The following is a 13,780-nucleotide window of genomic DNA, read 5'->3' on the forward strand; positions in this document are numbered from 1 at the left end:
GCGGACCGCATGACGGTGACGGCCGCCCCGCCCCCGAGCCACGCGCTCCGGGGCGGGGCGCCGTCGTTCCCGGCTCAGGCGCCGGCCCGTACCGGCCGCCGCAGCAGATAGCCCGCCGCGGTCAGGACCAGGACCGCCATACAGGCGATGAACACCAGCCCCGCGCCCTCCAGGCCGATCGGGTCCGCCAGCAGGCCCACGCCGATCACGGGCACCGAGATGCCCGCGTACGCCACCACGAAGAGCGTCGAGATCACCGCCGCGCGCCGGTCCGGGGGAGACGCCCCGGCCACCGCGGACAGGGCTCCGCGAAACGCCAGTCCCTGTCCGGCCCCGCCGACGAGCGCGCTCGCCACCACCAGCGGCAGCAGGTCCCACCGCAGCGCGCCCGCGAGCAGCGCCAGCCCGGCCAGCAGCCCGAAGCAGCCCAGCGGCAGCGAGCGGCCCACCCCGATCCGGCCGACCGCCAGCTGCCCCGCGGTGGAGGCGAAGAAGGCCAGCGCGACGACCAGCCCGCTCACGGCGCGGTTGTGCACGTCCAGGGACTGCGCGAGGAACGACGGGCTGACCGACGTGAACACCCCGAACAGGGCGAAGCCGACGAACGAGGCGATCGCGGCGGGCCCGAACACCGACCGCACCTGCGGCGGCAGACCGGGCCGCTGCGGACGCACGGTGCTCAGCGGCCGCCGCCGCTCCACGGTCTCGGGTAGCCCCAGCAGGATGGCCGTGGATCCGGCGACCAGGGCGAGGTGCACGAAGAAGGTCAGGTAGAGGGGCCAGGCGGCGTACTGCGCGAGGACCCCGGCCAGCAGCGGACCGCAGCCCAGCCCGCCCATGTTGGCGGCCGTCGCCACGAACGTGGCCCGGGAGGAACCGCCGGGCGGCGCCAGCTCCATCACGTACGCCGTGGCGGCGCCGGTCAGCAGCCCGGCGGACAGCCCCGACAGCAACCGCCCGGCGTACAGCCAGCCCAGCCCGGTGGCGCACAGGAAGCAGACGGCGCTCGCCGCGGCGAAGCCCAGGCCGGCCAGCACCACCGGGCGCCTGCCCACGGCGTCCGAGGCGTTGCCCGCGAGCAGCAGGACGCCGATCACCCCGAAGGCGTAGACCGCGTAGACGACGGTGACCACCAGCTCGGAGAACCCGAACTTCTCCTGGTAGAGGCCGTAGAGGGGGGTCGGGAGGGTGGTGCCGGCCATGCAGACGGCGAACACCGTCCCGCCGAGCAAGCACTGGCGCCACCTTCGGCGATCACCGTCCATGCCGCGACGTTAACCCCGGCCCGCGTGGAGTTCCACCGGGCCGCCGCCCGTCGCGCGGACGGTGAGGCAGGCGGTGATCTGGCGCCGCAGCGCGGGTTTGACCAGGGCCGGGAGCTCCTCCGGGGCGACGGTGCGCCATTGGAGGAGCTCGGTGCGGTCCAGCCGGATCCGGGCGAGCGTGGCGGCGTCGAGGACGCCGCCGTCGTACAGGAAGCGGATGCGGGCCGGCCGGCCCGGCTTGTGGGACCAGTTCACGGCGAGCAGGCGGCCCGGGGCGAGGTCCAGGCCCAGCTCCTCGTGGACCTCCCGCCGGGCGGCGGCGCGCGGGGTCTCGCCGAGGTCGCTGTCGATGCCACCGCCGGGCAGGTGCCAGCGGTCGGTCCTGCCGTACGCGGGCTGCACCAGCAGGATCCGGCCGTCGGCGGCGGTGAACACCACGCTCGCGGCCGTCACGGCCTTGGGGCGGTTGGCCCGGTGGCTGGCCGCGTCGAGGGCGCCCGCGTGTTCCAGCGCGGAGCGCCGGGCCGGGTCCAGGCCGGCGGGGGACCCGGGGTGGGGCACCCCGTCGACGAGGTGGGCGAAGGAGCCGGTGTGCAGGGCGGCCAGCGCGGCGCGCAGCCGGGGTGCGACCCGCGCGGGCAGGACCGCGCAGGCCTCGTCCGGCCGCAGCCAGCGCGCCTCGGTGATCTCGCCGTCGGGGAAGGAGATCGCGGCGGCCTCCTGCGGCGACAGCGGGCCGACGAGGTGGACGTGCACGACCAGGGAGCGGCCGAGCGGGCCGGGCGGCCGGGAGTCCACCGCGAGCAGCCGCCCGACCGGCAGCCGCAGGTCGAGCTCCTCCGCCAGCTCGCGGGCCAGGCCCTCCTCGGGGGTCTCGGTGGCTTCGACCGTGCCGCCCGCGGCCCGGCAGCTCCAGGTCCGCCTTGTACGAGGTGGTCAGTACGAGGACCCGTCCCCGGGTGTCCAGGACGATCCCGGTGGCGGCCACCAGCGGGGCCGGCTGAGCGGCGTAGTACGCGCGCACCTCGTCGGGGGAGGGGCGGTGGGGCACGGAGGTCTCCTGGGGTCGGGGCGCCGGCACGGGCACCGTGCCGGGCTGCCGACGCTACTGGCGCGCGCGGCCCCCGGACCTCAGGCGCGGGCCACGAGGAGCCGCGCGCGGCCCGGGACCTCAGGCGTGGGCCACGAGGAGCCCGCCCATGGTGACCATCGTCGCCGCGACGAGCCCGTCCAGGACCCGCCAGGCCGAGGGGCGGGCCAGCAGGCCGCTCAGCGCCCGGGCCCCGTAGCCCAGGGCGCCGAACCAGGCCAGGCTGGCCAGCCCGGCCCCGACGCCGAAGGCCCAGCGCAGGTCGCCGCGGTCGGCCGCGAGGGAGCCGACGAGCAGGACGGTGTCCAGGTAGACGTGCGGGTTGAGCCAGGTCATGGCCAGGCACGTCAGCACGGCCCGGCGGGCGGAGCCGGGGGCGGCGCCCTCGGTGGTGAGGGCGGCGGCCGGGTCGGGCCGCAGCACCCGGCGGGCCGCGAGGACGCCGTAGCCGATCAGGAAACCGCCCCCGGCCAGGGCCACCAGGGTCAGGGCGGCGGGCCACGCGGTGACGAAGGCGCCCACCCCCGCCACCCCCAGCGCGATCAGCACCGCGTCGGAGACCGCGCAGATCGCCACCACGGCGAGGACGGCGTGGCGACGCGCTCCCTGCCGCAGCACGAAGGCGTTCTGCGCGCCGATGGCGACGATGAGGGAGAGTCCGGTGCCGAAGCCGGCGAGGGCCGCCGCGATGATGCCGTGTGTCATGCCACCGACCGTAGGCAGCGATCAGCAGTTCAGTACAGCTAAAGGTTTTTACGTACCATTAGCCCTCGTGATGGACGAGCTTCCCCTGGACCAGGTACGGACCCTGCTGGCGGTGGTCGACGAGGGCACCTTCGACGCGGCCGCCGCGGCCCTGCACGTGACCCCCTCCGCCGTCAGCCAGCGGGTCAAGGCACTGGAGCAGCGCACCGGGCGGGTGCTGCTGATGCGGACGAAGCCGGTGCGGGCGACGGAGTCGGGGGAGGTCGTGGTCCGGTTCGCCCGACAGCTGGCCCGGCTGGAGCGGGACGCGCGGGCCGAGCTGGGGATGGCCGAGGGGACGGGGCCGGTCCGGCTGCCGATCGCCGTGAACGCGGACTCCCTGGCCACCTGGTTCCTGCCGGCGCTGACCCGGGTGCCGCAGGACCCGCCCGTCTGCATCGAGCTGCACCGCGAGGACGAGTCGCACACCACGGCGCTGCTGCGGGAGGGGCAGGTGATGGCGGCGGTGACCTCCTCGCCGGACCCGGTGGCGGGGTGCAGCGTACGGATGCTGGGGCTGGCCCGGTACCTGCCCACGGCGAGCCCTGCTTTCGCCGCCCGCTACCTGACGGGGGAGCTGGAGCGGGACCTGCGCGCGGCGCCGACGATCGTCTTCGACCGCAAGGACCACCTCCAGGACGCGTTCGTACGGTCGCTGGCGCGGGACGCGGCGGGCGGTGGGCAGGGCGCTGCGGTCGGGGCGGGGCCGGTGCGGCACTACGTACCGACCTCGGAGGGGTTCCGCGACGCGGTGGTCGCCGGGCTGGGGTGGGGAGTGGTGCCCGAGCAGCAGGCGGAGCCGCTGGTGCGCTCGGGGGAGCTGGTGCTGCTGGCGCCCCGGCGCCCGCTGGACGTACCCCTGTACTGGCAGCAGTGGAAGCTGGACTCGCCGGCCCTTTCGACGGTGGCGCGCGTGGTCGCGGCGGCGGCCGCGGAGGCACTGCGGGCCCCTGCGCCCGGTGGTCTCGCGGGGGTCGCCCCGCGATGAGGGGGACGCCCCGGGGCGCCCCCTAAGCTGCGGGTCATGGAGTCCTACACGATCGGCCAGGCGGCGCGGCTGCTCGGCGTCAGCGTCGACACCGCCCGCCGCTGGGCCGACGCCGAACGGTTCCCCACCCGCCGGGAAGGCGCGCGGCGGATGGTGGACGGGCCCGACCTCGCCGCGTTCTGCGTCGAGGTCGCGCAGGAGGGTGCCGAGGGCGAGGAGGCCCCGTACACCTCGGCGCGCAACGCCTTCCCCGGGATCGTCACCGGGGTCAAACTGGGCACGGTCGACGCGCAGGTGGACATCCAGGCGGGGCCGCACCGCATCGTGTCCCTGCTCACGCGGGAGGCGGTGGAGGAGCTCGGTCTGGTGGTGGGCGCGCGGGCCACGGCGCGGGTGAAGTCGACGAGCGTGTTCATCGACCGGGCGTGAGCCGGGGCTGAGCCGGGCCCGATCCGGCCCGCTCCGGTCATGAGCCGGTCGTGAGCCGGTTCGGGGGCGGCCCGGCGGCGATGGCAGACTGACCGGCGATCCACCGAAAGGGAATACGCCGTTGTCCATGTTCAGCAGCCTTCGCCGGGCCGTGCGCCGCGGCTACCGGCGCGCCGTCGACCTCAGCCACCCGGCCCGTTCCCCCCTCGGCAGCGCGGTGGTCAACTGTGTGGTCTACCGGGAGGGCGTACGGCAGGCCGACTGCGCGGAGGTCGAGGACGCGCTGCGGCGGGTCCGCAAGGCGGGCGACGGTTTCGTCTGGATCGGCCTCCACGAGCCGGACGCCTCCGAGCTCGCCGGGCTCGCCGCCCTGTTCGACCTGCACCCGCTCGCCGTCGAGGACGCCGTGCACGCGCACCAGCGTCCCAAGGTGGAGCGGTACGACGACACGCTGTTCTCCGTCTTCAAGACCGTGCGCTACGTGGAGCACGAGGAGCTGACCGCGACCAGCGAGGTGGTGGAGACCGGCGAGCTGATGGTCTTCACCGGCGAGGACTTCGTCCTCACCATCCGGCACGGCGGCCGCGGTACCCTCGGCCCCGTCCGCGAGGAGCTGGAAGCCGCCCCGGACCAACTGGCCAAGGGACCCGGGGCGGTTCTGCACGCCATCGCCGACCACGTGGTCGACGACTACACGGCCGTGACGGACGCCGTGCAGAACGACATCGACGCCGTCGAGACCGCGGTGTTCAGCGAGGCGGGCGGCCGCGGCGACGCCGGCCGGATCTACCAGCTCAAGCGTGAACTCCTGGAACTGCGCCGGGCGGTGGCCCCGCTGAGCCGCCCGCTGCAGCAGCTGGCCACACAGCCGATACCGGTCATCCCGCCGGAGATCCGCGCGTACTTCCGGGACGTGGCCGACCACCTGACGCGGGCCACCGACCAGATAGGCGCCTACGACAACCTCCTGGACTCCATCCTCCAGGCCCATCTCGCGCAGGTGACCGTCGCGCAGAACGAGGACATGCGCAAGATCACGGCCTGGGCGGCGATCGTCGCCGTACCGACCATGGTCTGCGGGGTCTACGGCATGAACTTCGACCACATGCCCGAACTGCACTGGACGTACGGCTATCCGCTCGTCCTCGGGATCATGGCGGTGGCCTGCTTCGTCATCCACCGCGGCTTCCGGCGCAACGGCTGGCTCTGACCCGGCGACCAACCACCTGACAGCCACCCACACTTGACGCCCCCATTCCGTGCGGGCGCGGGTCTTGAGCTGCCGTGAACTCTGGTAGTAAAGTTTCCTAACGACATCGGGACGCCTCAACTACCCCACGGAGGCCTTGTGTTCGCCCCCCACCGCACGATGCTGTCGATCGGCGGCGCCCTGCTCGGCAGCGCGCTCCTCGCCGTGCCCGTCACCGCCCACGCCACCGCCGCCGACCCCGGCTCCGCCCCCGCCGCGCAGACGGCGACGGCGACGGTGGCGGCGGCGGCCGTCGGGCTCGACGATCCGGCGAAGAAGGAGATCGCCATGAAGATCGTCTCCAGCGCGGAGAACTCCTCGCTGGACTGGAAGGCCCAGTACAAGTACATCGAGGACATAGACGACGGCCGCGGCTACACGGCCGGCATCATCGGCTTCTGTTCCGGCACCGGTGACATGCTCGACCTCGTCGAGTACTACACGCAGGTCAAGCCCGGCAACGTCCTCGCCAAGTACCTCCCGGCCCTGCGCAAGGTCGACGGCACCGACTCGCACGCCGGCCTCGACCCGAACTTCACCAGGGACTGGGCGAAGGCGGCCCAGGACGCGGAGTTCAGGAAGGCCCAGGACCACGAGCGCGACCGGGTCTACTTCAACCCGGCGGTCAAGCAGGGCAAGGCCGATGGGATCGGCGTGCTCGGCCAGTTCATGTACTACGACGCCATCGTCATGCACGGCGACGGCACCGACTCCACGAGCTTCCGCAACATCCGCAAGCGCGCCCTGTCCAAGGCCAAGCCCCCGTCCCAGGGCGGCAACGAGACCGCCTACCTCCACGCCTTCCTCGACGCCCGGGTCTGGGCGATGAAGCAGGAGGAGGCGCACAGCGACACCAGCCGCGTGGACACCGCCCAGCGGGTCTTCCTCAAGAAGGGCAACCTGAACCTCAACACGCCGCTCGACTGGAAGGTGTACGGGGACTCGTTCCACATCGGCTGACGGCCGATCGGCTCGCGACCGCGCGGCTGACGGCCGATCGGCTCACGACCGCGCGGCGGCCCGGGACGGGATCCTTTCCGTCCCGGGCCGACTGCTGGTGCGGCGCCCGCGCGTCGCGGTGCGGTAACGATATGAGCGGCCGTCGAACGCGACTCGGGCGGTCGTGCGTGCGAATGCGGCGTGGACGATACGGACTTCCGGGGACACTGCGCCGTTTCCGCGACCCCGGGTAAGGATCCCGTCACAGGTTCGCCACGGGTGGCCATTTCCCGGCCCCGCGAAGTGGCTTGACCCCGGCATAAGGGGGGCATAAGTTCTGCCCCGGCCCGTTCCAGAAGGCCGGACCCACGTACGTTCCCTGGGGGGACACATGCACTACTACACCGACGTTCTCAAGAAGTACGCCGACTTCTCCGGCCGCGCGCGCCGCCAGGAGTACTGGATGTTCTTCCTGTTCAACCTGGCCGCGCTGATCATCGTCGCGATCCTGGACAACGTGATCGGCACCTACCCGGTGCTCTACCTGATCTACGCCGTGGCCGTCTTCCTCCCGGGCCTGGCGGTCGGCGTCCGCCGCCTGCACGACACCGGCAAGTCCGGCTGGTGGATGCTCATCAGCTTCGTGCCCCTGATCGGTGGCATCTGGCTCATCGTCCTGATGGCGACCGAGGGTCACGCGCAGCCGAACCAGTACGGCCCGAACCCCAAGGCCCTCCAGGCCTGACGCGCCACGCGCACGCGCACGCCTGGGCGCCGCCACCGACGGGACACGTCGGCGGCGGCGCCCTCGCCGTTCCGGGGCCCGGGGCCCGCGTGACGCGCATCTCCCCGGCCTCGCGCCAGGGGGCTGTCCAGACCAGCCCGATCACGAGATATCTTGATGTCGAGCAATGTTGCAGACGAGAGACGCAGACTGTGGAGCGGAGCATCCGGTGACTGACTCGACCATCATCTACACGCACACTGACGAGGCCCCGGCCCTCGCGACGTATTCGTTCCTGCCTGTCATCCAGGCATACGCGTCGACGGCCGGTGTGAATGTCGAGACCCGTGACATCTCCCTGGCCGGTCGGATCATCGCCAGCTTCCCGGAGTACCTCCAGGAGAGCCAGCGGATCGCCGACGCGCTGGCCGAGCTCGGCCAGCTGGCGAAGACGCCGGAAGCCAACATCATCAAGCTGCCCAACGTCTCGGCCTCGATCCCGCAGCTCAAGGCCGCGGTCGCCGAGCTCCAGGGCCAGGGCTACGCCCTCCCGGACTACCCGGACGACCCGAAGTCCGACGAGGAGCGCGACATCCGCGCCCGCTACGACAAGATCAAGGGCAGCGCCGTCAACCCGGTCCTGCGCGAGGGCAACTCCGACCGCCGCGCCCCCGCCTCGGTCAAGAACTACGCGAAGACGCACCCCCACCGCATGGGCGCCTGGACCCCCGAGTCCAAGACGAACGTCGCCACCATGGGTGAGAACGACTTCCGCTCCACCGAGAAGTCCACCGTGATCGCCGAGGCCGGCACCCTGCGCATCGAGCACGTGGCCGCCGACGGCGCCACCACCGTGCTGCGCGAGTCCGTACCGGTCCTGGCCGGTGAGGTCGTGGACGCGTCCGTCATGCACGTCGACGCGCTGCGCACCTTCCTGAACGACCAGATCCAGCGTGCCAAGGCCGAGGACGTCCTGTTCTCCGTGCACCTCAAGGCCACGATGATGAAGGTCTCCGACCCGATCATCTTCGGCCACGTGGTCCGCGCCTTCCTCCCGAAGACCTTCGCCCGCTACGGCGAGACCCTCGCCGCCGCCGGCCTGTCGCCCAACGACGGCCTCGGCGGCATCCTGAACGGTCTGGGCGCGCTGCCCGAGGGCGACGCGATCAAGGCATCCATCGACGCCGAGATCGCCGAGGGCCCGGCCCTCGCGATGGTCGACTCCGACAAGGGCATCACCAACCTGCACGTGCCGTCCGACGTCATCGTCGACGCGTCCATGCCGGCCATGATCCGCACCTCCGGCCACATGTGGGGCCCCGACGGCAACGAGGCCGACACCCTCGCCGTCCTCCCGGACAGCAGCTACGCCGGTGTCTACCAGGTCGTCGTCGACGACTGCCGCGCGCACGGCGCCTTCGACCCGTCCACGATGGGCTCGGTGCCGAACGTCGGCCTCATGGCCCAGAAGGCCGAGGAGTACGGCAGCCACGACAAGACCTTCGAGATCGCCGCCGCGGGCACCGTCCGCATCGTCGACGCCGAGGGCAACACGGTCCTGGAGCAGGAGGTCGCCAAGGGCGACATCTTCCGCGCCTGCCAGACCAAGGACCTGCCGATCCAGGACTGGGTCAAGCTCGCCGTCACCCGCGCCCGCGCGACCGGCAACCCGGCCGTCTTCTGGCTGGACGAGGGCCGCGCGCACGACGCGCAGCTGATCGCCAAGGTCAAGACGTACCTGGCCGACCACGACACGGAGGGCCTGGACATCAAGATCCTCTCCCCGGTCGAGGCCACCGCCTTCTCCCTGGAGCGCATCCGCCGCGGCGAGGACACCATCTCGGTGACCGGCAACGTGCTGCGTGACTACCTGACCGACCTGTTCCCGATCCTGGAGCTCGGCACCAGCGCCAAGATGCTGTCGGTCGTCCCGCTGATGAACGGCGGCGGCCTCTTCGAGACGGGCGCCGGCGGCTCCGCCCCGAAGCACGTCCAGCAGCTGGTCAAGGAGAACTACCTGCGCTGGGACTCGCTCGGCGAGTTCTTCGCGCTCGCGGCCTCCTTCGAGCACCTCGCGACCACCACCGGCAACGCCCGCGCCCAGGTGCTGGCCGACACCCTGGACCGCGCGACCGGCACCTTCCTGAACGAGGACAAGTCGCCGAGCCGCAAGCTGGGCGGCATCGACAACCGCGGCAGCCACTTCTACCTCGCCCTGTACTGGGCGCAGGAGCTGTCCCGGCAGATCGACGACCCGAAGCTGGCCGCGGCCTTCGACCCGCTCGCCAAGACCCTCGCCGAGCAGGAGCAGACCATCGTCTCCGAGCTCATCGCGGTGCAGGGCTCCCCGGTCGACATCGGCGGCTACTACCAGCCCGACCCGGCCAAGGCCGCGGCGGTCATGCGCCCGTCCGCGACCTTCAACCAGGCGCTCGCGACCCTCGGCTGATCTCCGTAGCCGTACGCGCGCCCCGCTGACGTGCTCCGCCCCGGCCGGCTTCGTGCCCGCCGGGGCGGACCCGTATCCGGGGGCGCGTGGCGCGTCTCGTCCAGGGCGTGGACGGCGTAGGCGCAGGGGGCGTCGTATCAGAGCCGGTGGATCAGCTCCTGCTCGAACGCCAGGGGGGTCCGACCGGAGGCCAGGATCCGCAGGCCCGGGGCGACCGCCAGCAGTCTGCGCAGCCAGGCCAGGGCGTCCGGGCCGAGTTGCTCGGCGCCGTCGAGGACGAGCAGCATGTCCCGTTCGGCCAGCCAGGAGGCGGCGTTCGCCGTGCCGCAGGGTGTGCGGGGCGCGGACGGTAAGGAGTCCAGCTCGGCCGTCAGTTCGCGGACGCCGTAGCCGCCGTGCAGCGGGTGCATGGCGACGACGGCCACCCCGTCGTAGAAGTTGGACGCGAGCCGTCGTGCGATCTCCCGCACCAGCAGGCTCCGCGGCTCCCGGAGGCCCCCCGCCACGGTCAGGACCCGCCCGCGCCGGACGGCGGTGAGCAGGCAGGACATCTCGGCGGACGTCGCCGGCAGTGTCGCGGTGGACCCGTGTTCCCCCATCGGCACGATGCCCCCCATTGCATGCGTGACCACGTGCGGCAAGAGGGTTCATTCCGCCGCGTGTCGACGATTATGCGCCACCTGCGCCACGAGACCAGGGGAATGTCGCATTCCGGTGCGCCGGGCGCGGATTTTCACCACAGCGGCCGGACCGCACCCCAGGGTGTCACACCGGAGAACGGTTGTCCGCAGGCCGCACATGGGCTCTACTGCTGTGCAGCCCCCACTCGGGGCGCGGGCAGGGGAGGGGCCAGGATGAGAGCGGACCGCAGGGCGGGGCGAGGCGCGAGACGGGGGGAGCCGCGGCGCGAGCGGGCCGCCCGGCCCGCGTCGCACCGGCGACGGCCCCGCTTCCGCGGCCGCAGGCCACTGCTGGCCCTGCTGATCTCCGGCTTCCTCCTCGTCGGGGTCTGCGCCGCCACCGGAATCGCCTGGGACCCCCGCAACGGAGCGCCCGCGCAGGGCGCTTCGGCCCCCGGCGCCGACCTGCCCCCGTCCACCGGCCCCGACGCGGCGCCCGGCTCCACCGCTCCGGCCGCTCCCTCACCCCAGAACAGTGCTTCGCCCACCAAGGGCGCCGCCGCCAAGGGCAATCCCAGGGGCGCGGTGGACAGCGGGGCCGAACGCCCCGCCGGAGCCCTGCCCTTCGACATGCCCCCGTCGGCCGCCCTGCGTTCCGGCGCGGCGGGTAAGAAGCTGGTCTTCGCCCACTACTTCACCCCGTACCCGCTCTCCCTCGACAACGCGAGCGCGGACGCCGACTACTACACCCGCAACTACCTGAGCCCCGACGGCGAGAACGGCAAACACGGGCGATACGGCGGCCTGCTGCGCGACCGGCCGCTGCCGGTCGCACCGAAGAGCGGCGACTGGGAGTACGCCAACCTCCAGCAGGAGGTGCGCACGGCCCGCGCGGCGGGCATCGACGGCTTCACCCTCGACCTGCTGTCCCTCTCCGGGCGCAACTGGGACCGCTCGAACCTCCTGATGGCGGCGGCCCGTTCGGTGGACCCGGCATTCAAGATCATGCTGATGCCGGACATGACCTCGCTGAAGACCGACGACCCCGGGGTGCTCGCCGACGCGATCGCCACACTCGGCGGCGCCTCCGCCGCCCACCGGCTCCCCGACGGCCGGCTGGTCGTGTCCCCCTTCAAGGCCGAGGAGAAGAGCGCGGCCTGGTGGAGCGAGGTCATCGGCCTCCTCCAGTCCCGGCACGGCGTCCGCACCGCCTTCGTCCCGCTCTTCCTCGACTTCGGCGCCCACAGCGGCGCGTTCGCCCCGATCAGCTACGGGTTCTCCGAATGGGGCAGCCGCAGCTACGTCGGCCAGGAGAGCTCCACGCGCGACGTCCGGCGGGCCCACGCCATGGGGAAGGTCTGGATGCAGCCCGTGTCCGTCCAGGACGCCCGCCCCAACCAGGGCGTCTACGACGAGGCGGGCAACACCGCGACGCTGCGCGCCACCTGGACGCACGCCATCGAGGACGGCGCCGACTGGGTGCAGCTCACCACCTGGAACGACTACTCGGAGGGCAGCCAGTTCGCGCCCTCCCTGCACAACGGACACGCCTACCTGGACCTGACCTCGTACTACCTCACCAAGTTCAAGACGGGCAGCTGGCCGGAAATCGTCCGGGACACCCTCTACCTGTCCGCGCGCACGCAGTTCGCGGCCGCCGATCCGACGGGCGAGCAGTCCCTGCTGATGTCGCTGCGCAAGGGGAGCGCTCCGCCCCGCGACCGGGTGGAGGTGCTCAGCTTCCTCACCGGGCCCGGGGTCGTCCGTACGGCCGTCGGCTCCGCCAAGGGCAGCCACGAGGCCCCCGCCGGGCTCCACTCCGAGCTGCTGCCGCTGAAGCCGGGCACCAGTTCGGCGCACGTCGTACGGGACGGGCGGGCCGCGGCGAAGGTGGAGCTGGCCTACCGGGTGGACCACGAGGTGGAGGTCCAGGACCTCCAGTACTACGCGGCGACCAGTGGACGGGAGCCGTAGAGGGGTGTGACGGCCGGGAGTTGGGCGCTCTTCCGGCATCGCCGGAGCCGGGAGATGATCCGGGGGACAACCGCGCCGCACCCACGGAGAGTCCTGTGACCGAGCCGACCCCCACCCCGGGGCCCACCCGGGGTCTGCCCGCCGCGTCCCGCGCCGAGGCGCCCGCCGAATTCCCCGGCGGGCCCGCACTGTTCTGCCTGGACCCCGCCGTCGCCCACCTCAACCACGGCTCCTTCGGGGCGGTGCCCCTGCCCGTCCAGGAACGCCAGGCCGCACTCCGCGCCGAGGCCCACGCCGACCCGGACGCCTTCTTCGACGCCGTCCCGGACCGCCTGGCCGAGGCCCGCGCCCGGATCGCCGTCCACCTCGCCGCCGACCCCGACGGGATCGCCTTCATCTCCAACGCCACCGAGGGGGCCAACCTCGCCCTCGACGCCATGGCGTTCGCCGACGGCGACGAGATCCTGGTCACCGACCACGGCTACGGCACCGTCGTCGCGGCCGCCGCCCGCCGCGCCCCCGTCACCACCGTCGCCCTGGACCCCCACCTGCCCGACGAGGACGCCGTGCGCGAGCGCGTGCTGGCCGCGCTGACCCCCCGTACGAGGGTGGCCCTGCTCGACCACGTCAGTTCGCCCACTGCCCGGCTCATCGCCTCGCCCCGGCTCCTCGCCGAGCTCCGCGCCCGCGGGATCACCACCGTCGTCGACGGCGCCCACGCCCCCGGCATGCTCGCCGACCCGCTCGCCGGCGGCCCCGACTTCTGGTTCGGGAACCTCCACAAATGGGGCTACGCGCCCTCCGGCAGCGCGATCCTCGCCGTCGCCCCGCAGCACCGGGGCCGTATCAGGGCCCTCGTACCGTCCTGGGAGGACCAGGAGGGATTCCCGCGCTCCGTCGAGAACCGCGCCACCGCCGACTACACCGGCTGGCTCGCGGCCCCCGACGGACTGGACCTCCTCGCCCGCCTCGACGCGGGCAAGGTCAGGGCGCACAACAGCGCCCTCGCCGCCCACGGGGCCGCGCTGCTCGCCGAGATCCCCGGGCTCGTGCCCCTCCCGCACACCGACGGCCTCGCCATGCGCGCCCTGCGCCTGCCGCCCGGCGTCGCCGAGACCCCGCAGGACGCCCGCGCGCTGCGCGAGGAGATCGCGGCGCGGCTGCGCATCCGGGTGCTGGTCTGGCCCTGGCCGGGCGGCGGCGGCATCCGGGTCTGCGGGCAGATCTACAACAGGGCCGCGGAGTACGAACGCCTCGCCGCGGCCCTTCCCGACCACCTCGCCGGGTAGGACCGCGGCCCTTCCCGACC

The 13,780-nt window shown here is 73.0% G+C and carries 12 protein-coding genes and 1 pseudogene; 8 read left to right on the forward strand and 5 right to left on the reverse strand.

Annotated features, from left to right (window positions below):
• Positions 1–74 precede the first annotated feature (74 nt).
• From ACF059_RS11680 to ACF059_RS11695, 4 genes and pseudogenes are all read right to left on the reverse strand, one after another.
• Complete coding sequence (locus ACF059_RS11680; RefSeq protein ID WP_392054785.1) at positions 75–1,265, reverse strand: MFS transporter; 1,191 nt, start codon at positions 1,263–1,265, stop codon at positions 75–77.
• Positions 1,266–1,274: 9 nt separating this feature from the next.
• Complete coding sequence (locus tag ACF059_RS11685) at positions 1,275–1,826, reverse strand: NUDIX domain-containing protein (RefSeq protein ID WP_392056625.1); 552 nt, start codon at positions 1,824–1,826, stop codon at positions 1,275–1,277.
• A 54-nt stretch (positions 1,827–1,880) separates the two neighbouring features.
• Positions 1,881–2,171, reverse strand: a pseudogene (locus ACF059_RS11690) (NUDIX domain-containing protein); the annotation flags it as partial.
• A gap of 265 nt (positions 2,172–2,436) precedes the next feature.
• The gene (locus tag ACF059_RS11695) at positions 2,437–3,060 is read right to left on the reverse strand and encodes a LysE/ArgO family amino acid transporter (RefSeq protein ID WP_392054788.1); all 624 of its coding nucleotides are present in this window, start codon (positions 3,058–3,060) and stop codon (positions 2,437–2,439) included.
• Positions 3,061–3,130: 70 nt separating this feature from the next.
• Here ACF059_RS11695 and ACF059_RS11700 point away from each other — a divergent pair, with 70 nt between their 5' ends.
• The 6 genes from ACF059_RS11700 (at position 3,131) to ACF059_RS11725 (ending at position 9,877) form a co-directional block, all read left to right on the forward strand.
• Positions 3,131–4,087 (forward strand): LysR family transcriptional regulator ArgP, encoded by a 957-nt coding sequence (locus tag ACF059_RS11700; protein WP_392056628.1) that lies wholly within the window; start codon positions 3,131–3,133, stop codon positions 4,085–4,087.
• Positions 4,088–4,123: 36 nt separating this feature from the next.
• Positions 4,124–4,516, forward strand: coding sequence for a TOBE domain-containing protein (locus tag ACF059_RS11705; protein WP_360888840.1), 393 nt, complete (start codon positions 4,124–4,126; stop codon positions 4,514–4,516).
• 127 nt (positions 4,517–4,643) lie between these two features.
• A complete protein-coding gene (corA, locus tag ACF059_RS11710) occupies positions 4,644–5,726 on the forward strand; it encodes a magnesium/cobalt transporter CorA (RefSeq protein WP_366868763.1) in 1,083 nt (360 codons plus the stop codon).
• Positions 5,727–5,885: 159 nt separating this feature from the next.
• Positions 5,886–6,725, forward strand: coding sequence for a chitosanase (locus ACF059_RS11715; RefSeq protein WP_366868822.1), 840 nt, complete (start codon positions 5,886–5,888; stop codon positions 6,723–6,725).
• A 370-nt stretch (positions 6,726–7,095) separates the two neighbouring features.
• Positions 7,096–7,449 carry a DUF805 domain-containing protein gene (locus ACF059_RS11720; RefSeq protein WP_366868764.1) on the forward strand — a complete coding sequence of 118 codons (354 nt, stop codon included), beginning with the start codon at positions 7,096–7,098 and terminating at the stop codon, positions 7,447–7,449.
• 208 nt (positions 7,450–7,657) lie between these two features.
• Positions 7,658–9,877 carry an NADP-dependent isocitrate dehydrogenase gene (locus tag ACF059_RS11725; protein WP_392054791.1) on the forward strand — a complete coding sequence of 740 codons (2,220 nt, stop codon included), beginning with the start codon at positions 7,658–7,660 and terminating at the stop codon, positions 9,875–9,877.
• A gap of 137 nt (positions 9,878–10,014) precedes the next feature.
• Here the strand turns inward: ACF059_RS11725 and ACF059_RS11730 are convergent, their stop codons facing one another.
• Entirely contained in the window at positions 10,015–10,482 is a 468-nt protein-coding gene (locus tag ACF059_RS11730) for a hypothetical protein (protein WP_392054794.1), read from the reverse strand.
• A gap of 249 nt (positions 10,483–10,731) precedes the next feature.
• Here ACF059_RS11730 and ACF059_RS11735 point away from each other — a divergent pair, with 249 nt between their 5' ends.
• On the forward strand, positions 10,732–12,471 hold the full coding sequence (locus ACF059_RS11735; RefSeq protein WP_392054797.1) for an endo-1,3-alpha-glucanase family glycosylhydrolase: 1,740 nt from the start codon (positions 10,732–10,734) through the stop codon (positions 12,469–12,471).
• Between the two features lie 95 nt (positions 12,472–12,566).
• Positions 12,567–13,760 carry an aminotransferase class V-fold PLP-dependent enzyme gene (locus ACF059_RS11740; protein WP_392054800.1) on the forward strand — a complete coding sequence of 398 codons (1,194 nt, stop codon included), beginning with the start codon at positions 12,567–12,569 and terminating at the stop codon, positions 13,758–13,760.
• Positions 13,761–13,780: the final 20 nt, after the last annotated feature.

Source organism: Streptomyces sp. NPDC016562 (assembly GCF_043076955.1).
Classification (GTDB): Bacteria; Actinomycetota; Actinomycetes; order Streptomycetales; family Streptomycetaceae; genus Streptomyces.

What these genes read in the sequence shown, in the direction of transcription:
- ACF059_RS11680 (WP_392054785.1), bottom strand. Translation starts at nt 1,265, where the DNA reads ATGGACGGTGATCGCCGAAGGTGGCGCCAGTGCTTGCTCGGCGGGACG.
- ACF059_RS11695 (WP_392054788.1), bottom strand. Translation starts at nt 3,060, where the DNA reads ATGACACACGGCATCATCGCGGCGGCCCTCGCCGGCTTCGGCACCGGA.
- ACF059_RS11700 (WP_392056628.1), top strand. Translation starts at nt 3,131, where the DNA reads ATGGACGAGCTTCCCCTGGACCAGGTACGGACCCTGCTGGCGGTGGTC.
- ACF059_RS11705 (WP_360888840.1), top strand. Translation starts at nt 4,124, where the DNA reads ATGGAGTCCTACACGATCGGCCAGGCGGCGCGGCTGCTCGGCGTCAGC.
- corA (WP_366868763.1), top strand. Translation starts at nt 4,644, where the DNA reads ATGTTCAGCAGCCTTCGCCGGGCCGTGCGCCGCGGCTACCGGCGCGCC.
- ACF059_RS11715 (WP_366868822.1), top strand. Translation starts at nt 5,886, where the DNA reads ATGCTGTCGATCGGCGGCGCCCTGCTCGGCAGCGCGCTCCTCGCCGTG.
- ACF059_RS11720 (WP_366868764.1), top strand. Translation starts at nt 7,096, where the DNA reads ATGCACTACTACACCGACGTTCTCAAGAAGTACGCCGACTTCTCCGGC.
- ACF059_RS11735 (WP_392054797.1), top strand. Translation starts at nt 10,732, where the DNA reads ATGAGAGCGGACCGCAGGGCGGGGCGAGGCGCGAGACGGGGGGAGCCG.